Here is a 13700-nt window from a genome sequence, read left to right on the forward strand (position 1 = left end):
ATGTTCTTGTGGCTTGGTTCAGATGTCACCCTGCTGTGCCGTTTCTTCGTTGCGCGGATTCAGGAATGAATCCGTGATGACGGCGAGCAGCAGGACGACACCCTTGACGAGATTTTGTCCGGCGTAGGAAATGTCCATGATGGTCATGCCGTTCAGCATGGTGCCGATCAGCAGCGTGCCGATGATGACGTTGAGCACGCCGCCGCGGCCGCCCGACAGGCCGATGCCGCCGAGCACGACGACGAGGATGACGTCGTAGATCAGGGTCGAATTGAAGATGCGGGTCGGCATCGAGTTGACCGATGCCGCCATCACGAGGCCCGCGAAGCAGCCGATCAGCGCCGCGACGACATATTGCAGCACGATGATCGGGCGCGAGGGGATGCCGGTGACGCGGGCGGCGTAGGGATTATCGCCGATCGCGTAGATATAGGCGCCCCAGCGCGTCTGGCGCAGCAGGAACGCGACCACGACGCAGGCGATCGCGAACATCACGATCGAGGTCGGAATGCCGAGGATGGTGCCTTGTCCGAGCCGCTCGAAGCCCTTCATGCCGTCGCTCCACTGCACGACGTCGAGCTGAAACAGCGCGGCCTGCCCGAGGCCGGCGAGCAGCAGGCCGGTCGCCAGCGTCGCAAACAGCGAAGGGACCTCGGCATAGGCGATCAGCCAGCCGTTGACCAGGCCGAACGCGATCGTGAGCAGCACCGCCGTCGCGAGCGCGGCCGGCAGCGAGTGGCCGTTCTGCACCATCTGCAGCACGAGCCCCGGCGGCACCGCGAGGGCTGCGATCAGCGAGATGTCGATGCCGCGCCCGATCACGACGATCGCCATCGCAAGCCCGAGGATGCCGAGCACCGCGACGTTCTGCAGCAGCGTCAGCATGTTCTCCGGCGTCAGGAAGCCGCGCAGGAAGATCGAGAACGCCAGGAACAGCACGGCAAAGACGGCGAAGACGATCTCCTGTTGATTGAACCGCAAGCGCTTCATTGCCTCGCCCTTCCTTGCGTCTATAGGTGCGCCGTCTGCCTGGATCTGGTGCGGGAGCCGGTCGCGACGCGGCCGGGCCGCGTCCTGGCTGCGACCGCAGCGTCGACGAATGCGCCGACGGTGTTGATGTAGGCCTCGATCGAGGTGCCACGTCTGCGGTACTTGGCGCGCTTGACGTACCAGTCCTGCAGCAGCGGCTTGATCAGCGATGCCGTCAGCGTGACCTGGTCGATCGTGAAGACGCCGCTGGCGACGCCCTGCTTGAGGACGCCGGCGATGATCTTCTCGGTCATCACCTCCATCTCGATGGCGCGCTGGCGCTCCGCCGGCGGAAACGACTTCGCTTCCATGAAGCAGAACACGAACCAGGGCTGCATCGCCTCGCTCATCCGGACATGGGTCGCGATGATCCAGTGCAGATGCTTGCGCGCATCCTGCTTCACGTCCGCGGGCGGCGAGTTGAGGACCTCCGCCACCGTCTCGGCGACCTCGCCGAGGATCATCGACAGCAGCGTCGGCTTGCTGTCGAAATACGTATAAAGGCCGCCCATGCTGAGGCCCGAGGCCTCCGCGAGCTGGCGCAGCGTGGTGGCGTGAAAGCCGTGCTTGTTGGAAAGCGTGAGCGTGGCGCCGATGATGCGCGTGAGATTCGGAACGGCGAGATGGGTTTTCTGGACCCGGATGGAATCCCGATGACGTTCGAGGATGCGCGCGCAAAGCACGTCCATCGCGAACGCATTCGCCGTCCCCGGTCGCTGACGCGCGAGACCCACGTTGCCTCCCTGGCTATGCTCCCGGACCATTTCATTTTGTTGCTGGTCCGAGCCGGGCTTTACGCCCTTGTCTAATTCCTAGCCCACGAAACGGCGCCCGGAAAAGGGGGATGATGAAATTTTCTGAGAGAGCGCTCGCTCGTTTTTTGGGTCCGCGGCCGTGTTGCCGGCCTGGGCGCGTCGTCGTTCTGGCCATCGTCGGGAACTTTTCGCGCTGAAAGCACAGCACAAATTCCAGGTAGTCTGGTCGACCAGCACGCCGGTTAGACGGGCGTCACATTCCGATGATGGGCGTGTGGGAAGCTCAAGAGCGCAACGGCTTGCTGATTCGATGCGAAAATCTGACGTGACGTGTCCCCATTGCCAGGCCGGCTATCGCCGGATCGAATTGACGTCGAAGGGCGGCGCCGCGGGTGAGTTCCGCTGCCTGGTGTGCGACCACATCATCGAGCTGATGGATGGTTCGGCCGACGTCGCCTTTCGGCTGACCGTGCAGCCGGGCAAGACGTCCTACGCCTACTAGCGTTTTCGGTTCGCGTGAAGGACACGTGCTCAAACACAGGGTAGCAGCGCCGGTCGGTGGCGCCATGCTCAACGCTGCTGCGGCAGGTTGACCTCGCTCCTTCGCGCCTCCTGGCTGCGGCGCTCGGCTTCGCCGCCCGATCGGGACAGCATGCCGATCGCCACGATCGCTGCGGCAAAGCCGGCGGCGGCGCCGACGCCGAGGGCCCAGCGCGGGCCGAGGTGATCGGCGACCCAGCCGACGATCGGTGCGCCGATCGGCGTGCCGCCGAGCGCAACGCCGAGCCGCAGCGCCATCACCCGACCGCGCATCGCCGGCTCGGTCGAGAGCTGCATCAGCGCGTTCGAGGTGTTGGTGACGGTCAGCGCGGCGACGCCGATCACGACCAGCGCCGCGGCAAACAGCCGATAGCTCGGCGCCAATGCGGCGAGCGTGCAGCCCAGCCCGAAGATCGCGGCACCCAGCATCAGCGAGCCGAAGCGCGGCTCCTCGCGGCTCGCTGCCAGCAGCGCGCCCGACATCGTTCCGAGCGCCATCATCGACGACAGCAGGCCGAAGCCGCGCGCATCGGTGTGGAACACGCCAACCGCCATGGTGGAAATGAAGATCGGAAAGTTCAGTCCGAAGGTCCCGATCAGAAACAGCATGATCAGCGTCGCCCTGAGATCGGGCCGCGACCAGACATAGTGGAAGCCCTGCATCACGCTTCCCTTGGTGCGATGGGCGCGCGCGTTCGGGCGCAGCTCGGAGGTGCGCAGCAGGGTCAGCGAGGTCAGCACCGCCAGGAACGATGCGCCGTTGAACAGGAATGCCCAGCCGGTGCCGACGGAGGCGATAATCAGGCCGGCGACGGCGGGGCCGATCATGCGCGCGGCGTTGAACGAGGTCGAGTTCAGCGCGATCGCATTCGACAGATTGGTATCGCTGACCAGTTCGGCGACGAAGGTCTGTCGCACCGGGGCATCGAGCGCCGCCGCGCAGCCGAACAGGAACGCGAAGGTGTAGACGTGCCAGAGCTGCACCAGCCCGGTGACGGTGAGAATGCCGAGGATGAGTGCGAGCGCGCCCATCGTCGCCTGGGTCGCCATCAGCAGTTTGCGCTGGTTGAAGTGATCGGCGGCAAAGCCGGTCCACGGCATCAATAATAGTTGTGGCCCGAATTGCAGCGCCATCACGATGCCGACGGCGGACGCGCTGTGATTTGTCAGCTGGGTGAGAACCAGCCAGTCCTGCGCCGCGCGCTGCATCCAGGTGCCGATGTTGGATACCAGCGCGCCGGCCGCCCAGACCCGGTAGTTGAAGCTCGCGAGCGATCGAAATACGCGTCTCATGTTCTCTGAGGTTCATTCCCGCCGTGAAACCGCCCGAACCGCCGCGCCAGGAACAGGCCGATCAGAAGACCGCCGAGCCCGAGCGCTGCAACGTCGCTGGTGGTTCGCAAGCCAAAGTCGCCGACGCGGCAGACCAGAAGATATCCGACCGCGAGGTTGAAGAAGCCCCACACGATGTTGACGGTCGATGAGGACAGGCCTTCGCCGGGCGGTTTGGCGAACGGGCTCTGGAACGCTTCGCCCATCATGCCGGCGACGACGTGGGGGATCGCATTGGTGAGAAAGACGCCGCCGAAGAAATAGGCGACGAGATCAAGCCAGTTCATGCGCGTTGGTCCTTTCAACGAGATCGATGATCGCCTGCGTCGAGCCGGTTTCGCCAAGCCGCGGGAACACGTGCTCGATGCTGTATTCATGCGCGTGCGACCGCGCATCGGTCATGGCGTCGATTGCGAGCGTGACGTTGAAGCCCGCCTCATAGGCCTGTCTCGCCGTCGATTCGACGCCGCCCGCGGTGGCGACGCCGGCGATCACGACTTGCGTGACGCCACGCGCTCTCAGCAGGCTTTCGAGGTCGGTGCTGGCAAATGCGCCTCGCGTTCGCTTGGTCACAACGATGTCGCCGGGCTGTCGGTCGAGCTCCGGAATGAGATCGGTCCATCCGTCGGGAAGCGGGCCGCCAAATGGATTTCCAATGGGATTTCCAATTGGATTTCCATGGCGCGGCGCCTGCTCGGTTCGTCCCGGCGAGCTGCCGTCGACATTGACCAGCGCGACCGGCAGACCGTGCCGCCGGAACGCAGCGCCAAGCGCGGCGGCGCGAGCCACGATGTCGCCGATCGGATGGGCGAAGGGCCAGCCCATGAGGCCGCTTTGCAGATCGATGACGATCAATGCGGTGATCGGATCGAGCGTGGTCAGGGCCATGGTCGTTACCTTTCTCGCAAGCTGTCGCAGCGCAGCCGGCCTCAATCCTCGACCAGCCGCTTCAGCAAGCCGACGGCGGCGGCGAGTTCGTCCTGCTCCCGCGCCGACAGCCGCGCGGCGATGGTGCGCGACAGCCAGTCCTGCCGTGCGGCGCGGCCGGTGCGAAGCCGCTCGCGGCAGCTATCGGTGAGCGACATGATGGTCTGCCGGCCGTCGTCCGGATCCGGCGCGCCGCGGACCAGGCCCGCAGCCTCGAGCGCCGATATCGCCGAGCTCATCGATTGCGGACGCATACCCTCCGATCGCGCCAGGCTGGACACGGTCGCGGGGCCATCCTTTTCGAGGCGAAGCAGCACCGCGACCTGGGAAGGCGGGAGGTCCTCGCGTTGACCCTGCTCGCGAAGCCGCCGCTTCAGCCTTCCAATCAACAGGCGAAGATCTTCGGCCAGCGCGGATGTGCGCGCCGAGCCGGGGCGGGCCGGTCCATTGCTCATGCCGGATCGGATAGCATATATGAAGGTAAACTGTAAAGATTATCTTCGCAGTTTATCTGCATACGTGTCCTGCTGCAGCCAACCGGCTGGTTTGACGCTATTCGCAGCCGGAATCGGCGCGGCACGCGACAGCGCCCGCGCGTGCGTGACGCCGGCCAGGTCTCAGCGAAGAAATGAAATGGACGGTGAGGGTTTTGAGCGCCTCAGCGTAATGGCGCGCGCTTACTCGGGCGCAGCGTCGCTGCTTGCCGCGGCCTCGTACATCTCGCGCGCGCGCCTGGTCACGGCCGCATAGCGCGCCGTTGCGCTGAGGCTCATCAGGCCGGCGCGCACCAGTCCGAGAATGGCGCGTCGGGAGTGGAACGGCCCCGTCTTGCTCGCGGCATATCCGCGCGGATAGAGCTGCAGGCGGCCGGCGAGCGCTTCCTGCAATGCCATCTTCTGGGTTGCGCTCAGGCGCCGGCGCCGCGCGGGCTTGCTTGCTTCCGCCAGCATGCGCAGCTCGATGCCCGACGGTTTCCGTGGTGCGCCCTTCATTGTCAGCTCACATTCCGGCCGACTGGCGCGACCTTTCGCGAGGCCCGGCGCCCGGCCGGCATCGCCATGGACGCCGGCATGTGGCACATCATGGCTTGCGCTGTTGCTCATTCGTGAGACAGAACCGCATTTCGAGCAGCCGTGGCATCTGACGAAGGTCAGGACCGGTTGTGACGAAAGTCATATTCGTTTGCGACCGCTGCCGGCTTACGCCAGAGTGGCTGCTCGCTGAGTTGATGGGCAACGCATGATCGATCTGAGCGCGGATTTGCTTGCGGCCGCAGAAGCCGACGTCATCGGTCTCGCCGTCATCGGCGCCGATCGAAGCATGCAGCGGAAGATCGGCCGGCTGGTCGAGTGGCTTCCCGCAACCGGCGTCGATTGCTGCGAGTGTGTGTTGCTGGTCGGCATGGAAGCCGAGCTGGCGGCGCTTGCCAGCGGCCAGCGGGACATGATCGCGCTGGCCGGTGTGCGTGGCGCGTCGCCTGACATCACGCAACCGATGACGGCGGTCGTGCTGTGGAACGGCGCGCAGTCGCATTACTTCGTCATCGCCATGCCGGATTTTGCCGGCCGTCAGGTCGAAACGCTGCTCGGCAGCGAGCGTCGCGCCCGGCGCCTGATGGAGCAGCAGCTCGAGGCGGCGAGCGCGGAGGTGCGCTTTGCCTCGCTGGCGCGGACGCGGCTGCGGCTGGCTCGCGATCTGCACGATACGCTGGTGCACTCGATCGTGGCGCTGCTGACCCAGATCCGGCTGATCCGGCATTATTTGTCGGCCGATCCCGCCCGTGTGGCGGACAGCCTCGCGACAGCTGAAGATGCGGCCGCGAGCGGCCTGAACCGCGCCCGCGAAGCCATCGACCGCCTGCGCACGCCCGACGACCTGAAGCTTGATCCCGATGTCGAGGGGCTGCTCAGCGACTTCGCCGCGCGCAGCGGTGTCAGGGTGTCGATCCAGATCGACGAAGCGGCGCGCTCCGGCCTGCGCGATTGCGGCCTGACGGTTCAGCGCATCCTCAGCGAGGCACTGCGCAATGTTCAGACGCATGCGCGGGCGCGCCGCGTCTTCTTTCACGCCTTCGACGAACCGGCCGCGGTCGGCCGCAAGCTGATTGTCGAGATCCGCGATGACGGCTGCGGCTTCGATCTCGCGGTCCCGACGCCAGGACATTTCGGATTGATTGGTATGGCCGAATTTGCTGAACTTGTCGGCGGCAGCTGCGCGGTGGAGAGCGCGCCCGGGCAGGGAACGCTGGTCCGGATCTCGCTCCCCGTGGCGGTGCCGCCGGCAGCGTCAGCCGGCGTGCTGGCCGATTGAATTCGTTGCCGCGCATGCAACACGTTTTCGAGAGGATGACGGAAAGCTCGTGAGCAGAATTGAGAAGATACGGGTGCTGATCGCCGAGGATCAGACGCTGATCAGGGAAGGTATCGCCACGCTGCTCGCCCAGCAGAACGACGATTTCGAGATCCTTCCCGGCGCGGCCGACGGCGAGCAGGCTATCGAATTCGCGCGGCGCTATCGGCCGGATGTCATCCTGATGGACCTGCAGATGCCGCGGGTTGACGGCATCGCCGCGACCCAGCGGATTCTCCGCGAATTGCCGCAGACCCATATCGTGGTGCTGACGACGTTCGAGACCAACGACCTGATCTTCGAGGCGGTGAGCGCAGGCGCCAAGGCGTATCTCTTGAAGGACGCCAGGATGGAGGAGATCGCCTCGACGATCCGCGCGGTCATCAACGGCCAGTCCGGGCTTTCGCCCGGCGTCGCCGCGCGCATCCTCGACGAGTTCAAGCGGCTGCGCGGCCCGCGCGTCTCGGCGAAGCTGCCGGTTCGCGACGGGCTGACGGCACGGGAGAATGAAATTCTTACGCTGATCGTCGAGGGCAAGAGCAACACCGAGATCGGCGAGCAGCTGCATTTGGCCGAAGGAACCGTGAAGAACTATGTCAGCACGATTCTGGAGAAATGCCAGGTCAAGAACCGTACAGAACTCGCAATAAAGGCAATAACTTACTAGAAATAATTGGCCGTGATCGCACAACCACGCGGTTGATCCGGCTGAGATTGCTCGCCTTTCTCTGGGCCGCGCCCGCAAAATTGGCTATAGGGTTGTTTCGGATTTGCTTTTTGACATCGCAGGTCCGGATTGCGCAGCTATGAGTAAGCGGGAAATGACCATGAAGGGTATCGAGCGCCAGACCAAAGGTACGGACGGACCGGCGGACGCTGCGGCGGCCGGCAACGGCGTGGATCCGGCGGCGCATGGCATGGCGGCGATCGATCAGGTTCGCGACCTGCTGTTCGGCGGCGCGCAACGTTCGCTCGAGACCAACCTCTCGGGTCTGCGCGAGGAGATGCAGGCATCGCTCAAGCAGATGCAGGCGGACTTCACTAACGAGCTCACCGCGCTTTCTGCGCGGCTCTCCGACCTCGAGCGGGATACCGAGCAGAAGCGGCTCGACTCGCTGAAGGATGTCGGCGCGGCGATCACCCAGCTCGGCTCGGTCATCAGCGGATTGGGATCCGGCCGCACGGGCAAATAGCATGGCAGCTGCTGCCGGCCAGAACCGCGAGATCGAGCAGCTCAAGACATTGCTGTTTCAGCCCGAGGCGACGCGCCTGACGTCGCTGGAGGCCGACCTCGACTCGCTGCAGCGCTATGTCGGCAACGCCGACCGCCTGGAGACGGCAACCGCGGGCATCCTGGTCGAGGCGCTGGAGCGCGCCGAGGTCAACCGGCCGCGCGAGCTCGCCAGCGCGATTGCGCCGGTCGTGGTCTCGGCGATCCGCAGCGAGATCAAGAACTCGCGCGAGCAGATGATCGAGGCGCTCTATCCGATCGTCGGCCGGCTGGTCAGCGCCGCGGTGGCGAATTCGTTCAGGGAGCTGGTTGCCTCGCTCGAGCAGCGCATCAATGCGTTGACCTCGGCGCAATTGTGGGTCGGCCGCGTCAAATCGCTGGTGACGGGACGCCCGATCAGCGAATTCGTGCTCGCCGATCAGCCGCCGCAGATCAACCGGCTCCTGATCATCGAACGCGGCAATGGCCGCCTGATCGCGGACTGGAAGCGCGATGCGACCGCCGACGAACGCGCCGACCTGCTCAGCGCGATGGTCGCGGCGATCCTGGAGTTCTCGGTGCAGGCGCTGGCCGGCGAAGGCAATCTGCAGACGCTCGATTTCGGCGGACGACAGCTCGCGCTGCGCGCCTCGCCCCGCTTCATTCTGGCGGCGGAGTGCCTGGGACCGTTGCGGCCAGCCGACAATGCCAGGATCAACTCGCTGTTCTTCGATGCGATCGAGCGCATCGACCGCGGCGCGGATTGCGACGGGCCGATGCTGGCGTCGCTGGCAGCCGCGATCGAGACCGACGATACGCCACGGCGGATCGCGAGCCGGCGCGGCAAGGTGATCCTGTTCGCCTTGCTCGCGGCCGTGGCCGCGCTGCTGCTCTGGCTTGCCGCGACATCGGTGACGCGCGGCCTGTTGGAGCGGCGGACCCAGGCGGCGCTGGAACAGCTCGCCGCAAAGCAGCCGTTGCTGGCCTCGTTCCCGCTGCGGCTCGACTTCGATCACGGCAGCCGAAGCGTGGCCGTTTCAGGCATCGAGCCGAGCCAGCTGGAAACCGCGCCGTTGATCGATGCGCTCGCCGCGGCCGCGGCACCGTACAAGATCGTCAACCACATCGGTCTGGTGTCCGCACCCGAGCAAATCGCGGCATCGCAGGCCGGCATCGCGGGCCTGCAGCAGAGCCTGACGCGCCTGCAGGCGAGCCTCGACCAGATGCGCGAGGCGATCGGTGCGCAGGCGAAGTCGGGCGACCAGAAATATGTCGCCCTGACCGAGCAATATGACAGGCTCGGCGAGCAGTATGCCAAATTGGCCGAGCAATATTCGAAGCTGCAAGCCGTCGCCGACGGTCCGGCGGCGCGGCTCGACCGCTTCATCGCCACCACTGCGATCTTCTTCGCGAACAATTCAGACGAAGTCCTCGACAACGACCAGGCCGAGCAGCAGCTGCGCGAACTCGCCGGACTAATGGCGAACAACGATCTCAGGCTGCGCATCGTCGGCTATGCCGATCAGAGCGGCACGGAAGGCACCAACCGGACGCTGGCGCGCAAGCGAGCCGAGCAGGTCCAGCGCAGGCTGACTGCGCTCGGGGTCGATCCGTCGCGGCTGATTTTGGTTTCGCGCGCGGCGACGATGCCGATCACCGACCGGGTCGACGCCACCGTCGGCGGTAATCGCCGCGTGGCGTTCGAGACGGTCTATCGAGGCGAAGTGGCCCGCTGATGCTCACCGCGAAAGTCATGCTGCTCGGCGATATGGGGGTCGGCAAGACGTCGATCCTCTATCGGCTGATCTACAACCGGTTCGAGGGCCAGTACAAATCGACGCTGGGCGTCGAGATCCTGAGCCACGACGTGGCGCCGGCGGATGGCAGCGATCCGATGCGCCTCGTGCTGTGGGACACCGACGGCGATTTCGGCACGCAGATCTTCGACACGGTCTATGTCACCGGCGCATCCGCCGCCATCATCGTGTCCGACGTCACGCGGCCGCAGACGGTGACCCGCATGGTGGAACTGGTCCGCGGCTTCGAGGAGCGCTTCCCGGGCCGGCCCTACCGGGCGCTGCTGAACAAGATCGACTTGCCGGAAGCCGCGGGCAGCGCGGGCGCGATTGCCGGGCTTGCGAAGTCGAGCGTCAAATCGGTCAGCGCCAAGACCGGCGTCGGCATCGCCGAGAGCTTTGTCGAACTCGCCCAGACCATCCGCCGCCGCCAGCTCTAGCTAGCGACAACGCGCACACGTCTGTGTCAGCCGCCCCGACTTCTCGGGGCTGGCGAATCGGGCCGGGACGGCTGACTTCATCGCACGTGGGGCGTACGATGAAAGGCTCTCGCGCGGCCGCAGAAAGCCGCACGCTCCGCCGACAGCACCACGCCGTCCCACACTCCGATAGTGACGATGGTCATCTTCCGCTCGGCCAATGGCCTGCCTATCGTCCGCCCCGTCACTGGAAACAGCCACGGGACGAACGGTATCTCGGGCGCACGGAGCGAGAGATCATGAGCATTTTTGGAAGCATCATGGGTGCAATCTTCGGCCACGGCGCCCAGGCCAAAACCGCTGAGAGCACAACGGCGGCTGCGCCCGGCGCAGCGCCTTCGACGTCGACGGCTGCATCCGCTGCGCCCGGCACGGCGGCGGCACAATCCGTCGACGTCGCCGCGATCGTCGACAAGGCGGCCGCGGCGACCGGCGAGAAGCTCGACTGGCGCAGCTCGATCGTCGACCTGATGAAGGCGCTCGGCCTCGACAGCAGCCTCGCGGCGCGCAAGGAGCTCGCGAAGGAGCTGCACTACACCGGCGACACCAGCAACAGCGCCGCCATGAATGTCTGGCTGCATCAGCAGGTGATGGCGAAGCTCGCCGCCAATGGCGGCAAGCTGCCGGACGACATCAAGACCTGACGTCCCGCCTCCAGCCGCGCGCGGCGCTCGCGCCCGCGCGGTTCCGAACGATGTCTATTGCGTGAGGAGCAGTTGCGATGACCTCATCTCATCCTGCCATCCTGAACAGGCCGCGCGCTGGTGTGGTGCGGTCCGCCGTATTGGTCGGCGCGGCACTCGGATCCGTCGCGCTGGCGCTCGGCATCGATGTCGCCACCGCCCGCGCGGATAACGCCCGCGACGAGCCGCGGCCGGAAAATGCGAATGTGCAGCGCGCCGCGCAGAACCCGCCGCCGGCGCGGGTCATCCTGCCGGCGCCATGGGAGCAGGCCGCGCCTGCGCAGCCGGTCGCGGCGCCCGCGAAGCCGGCCGATCGCAAATAGTCTTTCGTCCCCTTGGAGCGGCCGGCGATCCAGTCGCCGGGCCGTGCCACCGCATTCATTTGGAAAACAGGAGATCAGATGCTGAAGGAATTCAGGGAATTCGCCATGAAGGGCAACGTCGTCGATCTCGCCGTCGGCGTGATCATCGGCGCGGCGTTCGGCGCGATCGTCTCGTCGATGGTGGCCGATGTCATCATGCCGATCATCGGCGCGATCAGCGGCGGGCTCGACTTCTCCAACTATTTCACGGCGCTGTCGAAGTCGGTGACGGCGACCAACCTGGCCGATGCCAAGAAGCAGGGCGCGGTGCTGGCCTGGGGCAACTTCCTGACGCTGACGCTCAACTTCCTGATCGTCGCCTTCGTGCTGTTCATCGTGGTCCGCCTCATGAACCAGCTCAAGCGCGAAGCGCCCGCGGCGCCGGCCGAACCGCCGAAGCCGACCAAGGATCAGGAGCTGCTCACCGAGATTCGCGATCTCCTCAAGTCGCGCGCGTAGCGATCGCGCCTCGTATCGCGCGTACAGCCCCAGCTCTGGAGCCTAGCCATGCCAGATCAGGTCAAGCTGCCCCGAAAATTATCGCAAGAGCCCGGTGGTGCAGAGCCGCTGCGGCCGAGCCATCGGCGGGTGATCGAGGAACTCGACCGCTGGGCCAACAGTCCCGGCCTGCAGCCGCCGAGCGATGAAGAAAAGCCGGACGACGACAAGCGCTAGGCGGCCATGACCTCGCACGACCGGATCGCGGCTGTTTCGGTCAAGCCCGCCGGGCCGTCGCGATCAGCGCGGTCGACGGAATCGCGAAGCTGTCGCCGACCCGCCTGCGCTGGATCTCGGCGCGGAAGGCGCGCGCGACTGCGGCGCTCTGGTCGGCATCGAGCCCGCTCCAATGCGGCATGAACTCGAACAATTTGTCGACGTCGGCGGGATTGGCGACATTGAGCTTGAAGTCGTGGGTGATCTCGGCAATCGCCGGATCGGAGAAGCCGGCGGCGATGAGCGCAGCGGCGAGGCGGTCGGGGTCGGCGAGCTCGGCGAGGCCCGTGCACGGCATCGGCGTGACATTGTCGGGATAGAGCCGCCGGATGATCTGCGAGAGCAGGAGATGCACGGCGGCGCCATCGGCGCTCTTCCAGACCGCAATCGCCGCCGATCCGCCCGGTCGCGTCACCCGCGCCATCTCGCTGAGGCCGGCGCGCCAGTCCGGAAACAGCATCACGCCGAATACCGACACAGCCGCGTCGAACGCGGCATTCGGCAGATCGAGCGCCTGGCCGTCCATTTGCCGCGCCTCGATATTCGCCACACCAAGCGCGCGGACCCGCGCCACCATGCCGGCGGAGAAATCGATCGCGGTGACCTCGGCTCCGGTGCGGGCGGCGGCCAGCGCCGCGGCGCCCGTGCCGGTGGCGACGTCGATCACCCTGGATGACGGGTCGATCGGAAGCGTTGCGACCGCGGCGTCGGCGAACAATGTCGTGAACGGCTGCGACTGCGCCTCATAGGCGGCGACCATTTTGTCCCAATGCGCGGGATCGTTGTACGGCAGAGGTTTCGCCTGCTCACTTGACTGCATGAATCTGATCCTCGAGACTTTGTTTGTGTTTGGCGAGCCGGCGCTTGAAATCCTTCGCGAGCACATCGAGCGTCACCGCGCCGAGCCGCTTCAGGAACAGCGCCTCGACCTCGCGAAACGTGTCTCCGAGCGCGTCGTTGACGGCCTGTTCGACCAGGCAGCCGGGATTTTCCGAGCGATGGCCCATCGCGACGATCGTGGGCGCGCCGACCGCGCGATAGATGTCCGCGAGCGTGATGTCGGCCGGATCGCGCGCCAGCGTCCAGCCGCCGCCATGGCCCTTCTCCGAATGCACGAGACCCTGCTCGCGCAGCCCCGCCATCACACGGCGCACCACCACCGGGTTGGTGGCCATCGCCTGCGCAAGTTGCTCCGACGTCACCGGCTCGCCGGCCCCGATCATGTGGAGCAGGCCATGCAGGACACTGGACAGGCGGCTATCGCGGATCATGTAACGTCATATGTTACATGAAGCGGCGGCCGTCAAGGGGGGCTCCTGGTCGCCCTCCTACCTCCCCTTGAAAAGGGGAGGTCGCTTTGCTCGCCAGAGCAAAGCGGATGGGGATCAGCTCTCTCCACTTGCAGCGTCGTCCGCGGCTGACCCCCATCCCGACCTTCCCCCTTTCAGGCAGGGGTGTCCGGGGAATGATTCACTGTGTCGCGGTGCATGCTCGGCAGGACCGAGGCAAATCGGTCTTTTCTGG

At 65.8% G+C, this 13700-nt stretch carries 19 protein-coding genes; 10 read left to right on the top strand and 9 right to left on the bottom strand.

The window, feature by feature from the left end; translation table 11 throughout:
• Nucleotides 1-18: 18 nt before the first annotated feature.
• Nucleotides 19-990 carry an ABC transporter permease gene (locus ACZBJS_RS29925; RefSeq protein ID WP_057018944.1) on the bottom strand — a complete coding sequence of 324 codons (972 nt, stop codon included), beginning with the start codon at nt 988-990 and terminating at the stop codon, nt 19-21.
• Nucleotides 991-1010: 20 nt separating this feature from the next.
• Nucleotides 1011-1718, bottom strand: coding sequence for a TetR/AcrR family transcriptional regulator (locus tag ACZBJS_RS29930; RefSeq protein WP_076834932.1), 708 nt, complete (start codon nt 1716-1718; stop codon nt 1011-1013).
• Between the two features lie 391 nt (nt 1719-2109).
• On the opposite strand from ACZBJS_RS29930, the gene ACZBJS_RS29935 reads away from it, so the two are divergent.
• Nucleotides 2110-2286 carry an MJ0042-type zinc finger domain-containing protein gene (locus ACZBJS_RS29935; protein ID WP_316398015.1) on the top strand — a complete coding sequence of 59 codons (177 nt, stop codon included), beginning with the start codon at nt 2110-2112 and terminating at the stop codon, nt 2284-2286.
• A gap of 68 nt (nt 2287-2354) precedes the next feature.
• Here ACZBJS_RS29935 and ACZBJS_RS29940 read toward each other — a convergent pair whose 3' ends face one another.
• The 5 genes from ACZBJS_RS29940 to ACZBJS_RS29960 form a co-directional block, all read right to left on the bottom strand.
• Complete coding sequence (locus ACZBJS_RS29940; RefSeq protein WP_316398014.1) at nt 2355-3617, bottom strand: MFS transporter; 1263 nt, start codon at nt 3615-3617, stop codon at nt 2355-2357.
• On the bottom strand, nt 3614-3943 hold the full coding sequence (locus ACZBJS_RS29945; RefSeq protein ID WP_253588658.1) for a hypothetical protein: 330 nt from the start codon (nt 3941-3943) through the stop codon (nt 3614-3616). The genes ACZBJS_RS29940 and ACZBJS_RS29945 overlap by 4 nt, the downstream gene beginning before the upstream one ends.
• Nucleotides 3930-4544 carry an isochorismatase family protein gene (locus ACZBJS_RS29950; protein WP_076834934.1) on the bottom strand — a complete coding sequence of 205 codons (615 nt, stop codon included), beginning with the start codon at nt 4542-4544 and terminating at the stop codon, nt 3930-3932. The genes ACZBJS_RS29945 and ACZBJS_RS29950 overlap by 14 nt, the downstream gene beginning before the upstream one ends.
• 41 nt (nt 4545-4585) lie before the next feature.
• Nucleotides 4586-5038 carry a MarR family winged helix-turn-helix transcriptional regulator gene (locus ACZBJS_RS29955; RefSeq protein ID WP_076834935.1) on the bottom strand — a complete coding sequence of 151 codons (453 nt, stop codon included), beginning with the start codon at nt 5036-5038 and terminating at the stop codon, nt 4586-4588.
• Nucleotides 5039-5260: 222 nt separating this feature from the next.
• A complete protein-coding gene (locus tag ACZBJS_RS29960; protein ID WP_225161524.1) occupies nt 5261-5575 on the bottom strand; it encodes a hypothetical protein in 315 nt (104 codons plus the stop codon).
• A gap of 247 nt (nt 5576-5822) precedes the next feature.
• On the opposite strand from ACZBJS_RS29960, the gene ACZBJS_RS29965 reads away from it, so the two are divergent.
• The 9 genes from ACZBJS_RS29965 (at nt 5823) to ACZBJS_RS30005 (ending at nt 12137) form a co-directional block, all read left to right on the top strand.
• Complete coding sequence (locus ACZBJS_RS29965) at nt 5823-6893, top strand: sensor histidine kinase (protein WP_316398013.1); 1071 nt, start codon at nt 5823-5825, stop codon at nt 6891-6893.
• Between the two features lie 49 nt (nt 6894-6942).
• On the top strand, nt 6943-7599 hold the full coding sequence (locus tag ACZBJS_RS29970) for a response regulator transcription factor (protein WP_028335911.1): 657 nt from the start codon (nt 6943-6945) through the stop codon (nt 7597-7599).
• A gap of 139 nt (nt 7600-7738) precedes the next feature.
• Nucleotides 7739-8125 carry a hypothetical protein gene (locus ACZBJS_RS29975; RefSeq protein ID WP_229161741.1) on the top strand — a complete coding sequence of 129 codons (387 nt, stop codon included), beginning with the start codon at nt 7739-7741 and terminating at the stop codon, nt 8123-8125.
• Between the two features lies 1 nt (nt 8126).
• A complete protein-coding gene (locus ACZBJS_RS29980; RefSeq protein WP_316398012.1) occupies nt 8127-9878 on the top strand; it encodes an OmpA family protein in 1752 nt (583 codons plus the stop codon).
• Entirely contained in the window at nt 9878-10378 is a 501-nt protein-coding gene (locus tag ACZBJS_RS29985) for a GTP-binding protein (protein ID WP_057018933.1), read from the top strand. The genes ACZBJS_RS29980 and ACZBJS_RS29985 overlap by 1 nt, the downstream gene beginning before the upstream one ends.
• A 278-nt stretch (nt 10379-10656) precedes the next feature.
• Nucleotides 10657-11061: a DUF3597 domain-containing protein gene (locus tag ACZBJS_RS29990; protein ID WP_229192793.1), complete on the top strand. Its 405-nt coding sequence runs from the start codon at nt 10657-10659 to the stop codon at nt 11059-11061.
• Nucleotides 11062-11138: 77 nt separating this feature from the next.
• The gene (locus ACZBJS_RS29995; RefSeq protein WP_229192794.1) at nt 11139-11423 is read left to right on the top strand and encodes a hypothetical protein; all 285 of its coding nucleotides are present in this window, start codon (nt 11139-11141) and stop codon (nt 11421-11423) included.
• Nucleotides 11424-11501: 78 nt separating this feature from the next.
• Complete coding sequence (mscL, locus tag ACZBJS_RS30000) at nt 11502-11921, top strand: large conductance mechanosensitive channel protein MscL (protein WP_076834941.1); 420 nt, start codon at nt 11502-11504, stop codon at nt 11919-11921.
• A gap of 48 nt (nt 11922-11969) precedes the next feature.
• Entirely contained in the window at nt 11970-12137 is a 168-nt protein-coding gene (locus ACZBJS_RS30005) for a hypothetical protein (RefSeq protein ID WP_168857300.1), read from the top strand.
• A 40-nt stretch (nt 12138-12177) separates the two neighbouring features.
• Here ACZBJS_RS30005 and ACZBJS_RS30010 read toward each other — a convergent pair whose 3' ends face one another.
• Together ACZBJS_RS30010 and ACZBJS_RS30015 are read right to left on the bottom strand one after the other, a co-directional pair.
• On the bottom strand, nt 12178-12996 hold the full coding sequence (locus ACZBJS_RS30010) for a class I SAM-dependent methyltransferase (RefSeq protein WP_229192795.1): 819 nt from the start codon (nt 12994-12996) through the stop codon (nt 12178-12180).
• The gene (locus ACZBJS_RS30015; protein ID WP_168857299.1) at nt 12983-13447 is read right to left on the bottom strand and encodes an Rrf2 family transcriptional regulator; all 465 of its coding nucleotides are present in this window, start codon (nt 13445-13447) and stop codon (nt 12983-12985) included. The genes ACZBJS_RS30010 and ACZBJS_RS30015 overlap by 14 nt, the downstream gene beginning before the upstream one ends.
• Between the last annotated feature and the right edge of the window lie 253 nt (nt 13448-13700).

The sequence above is a fragment of the Bradyrhizobium sp. KZN70725 genome, assembly GCF_055264925.1.

Excerpts from the sequence above, each read along its gene's own strand:
- ACZBJS_RS29925 (WP_057018944.1), bottom strand. The coding sequence starts at position 990 with ATGAAGCGCTTGCGGTTCAATCAACAGGAGATCGTCTTCGCCGTCTTT.
- ACZBJS_RS29930 (WP_076834932.1), bottom strand. The coding sequence starts at position 1,718 with ATGGACGTGCTTTGCGCGCGCATCCTCGAACGTCATCGGGATTCCATC.
- ACZBJS_RS29940 (WP_316398014.1), bottom strand. The coding sequence starts at position 3,617 with ATGAGACGCGTATTTCGATCGCTCGCGAGCTTCAACTACCGGGTCTGG.
- ACZBJS_RS29945 (WP_253588658.1), bottom strand. The coding sequence starts at position 3,943 with ATGAACTGGCTTGATCTCGTCGCCTATTTCTTCGGCGGCGTCTTTCTC.
- ACZBJS_RS29950 (WP_076834934.1), bottom strand. The coding sequence starts at position 4,544 with ATGGCCCTGACCACGCTCGATCCGATCACCGCATTGATCGTCATCGAT.
- ACZBJS_RS29955 (WP_076834935.1), bottom strand. The coding sequence starts at position 5,038 with ATGAGCAATGGACCGGCCCGCCCCGGCTCGGCGCGCACATCCGCGCTG.
- ACZBJS_RS29960 (WP_225161524.1), bottom strand. The coding sequence starts at position 5,575 with ATGAAGGGCGCACCACGGAAACCGTCGGGCATCGAGCTGCGCATGCTG.
- ACZBJS_RS29965 (WP_316398013.1), top strand. The coding sequence starts at position 5,823 with ATGATCGATCTGAGCGCGGATTTGCTTGCGGCCGCAGAAGCCGACGTC.
- ACZBJS_RS29975 (WP_229161741.1), top strand. The coding sequence starts at position 7,739 with ATGAGTAAGCGGGAAATGACCATGAAGGGTATCGAGCGCCAGACCAAA.
- ACZBJS_RS29980 (WP_316398012.1), top strand. The coding sequence starts at position 8,127 with ATGGCAGCTGCTGCCGGCCAGAACCGCGAGATCGAGCAGCTCAAGACA.
- ACZBJS_RS29985 (WP_057018933.1), top strand. The coding sequence starts at position 9,878 with ATGCTCACCGCGAAAGTCATGCTGCTCGGCGATATGGGGGTCGGCAAG.
- ACZBJS_RS29990 (WP_229192793.1), top strand. The coding sequence starts at position 10,657 with ATGAGCATTTTTGGAAGCATCATGGGTGCAATCTTCGGCCACGGCGCC.
- ACZBJS_RS29995 (WP_229192794.1), top strand. The coding sequence starts at position 11,139 with ATGACCTCATCTCATCCTGCCATCCTGAACAGGCCGCGCGCTGGTGTG.
- mscL (WP_076834941.1), top strand. The coding sequence starts at position 11,502 with ATGCTGAAGGAATTCAGGGAATTCGCCATGAAGGGCAACGTCGTCGAT.
- ACZBJS_RS30005 (WP_168857300.1), top strand. The coding sequence starts at position 11,970 with ATGCCAGATCAGGTCAAGCTGCCCCGAAAATTATCGCAAGAGCCCGGT.
- ACZBJS_RS30010 (WP_229192795.1), bottom strand. The coding sequence starts at position 12,996 with ATGCAGTCAAGTGAGCAGGCGAAACCTCTGCCGTACAACGATCCCGCG.
- ACZBJS_RS30015 (WP_168857299.1), bottom strand. The coding sequence starts at position 13,447 with ATGATCCGCGATAGCCGCCTGTCCAGTGTCCTGCATGGCCTGCTCCAC.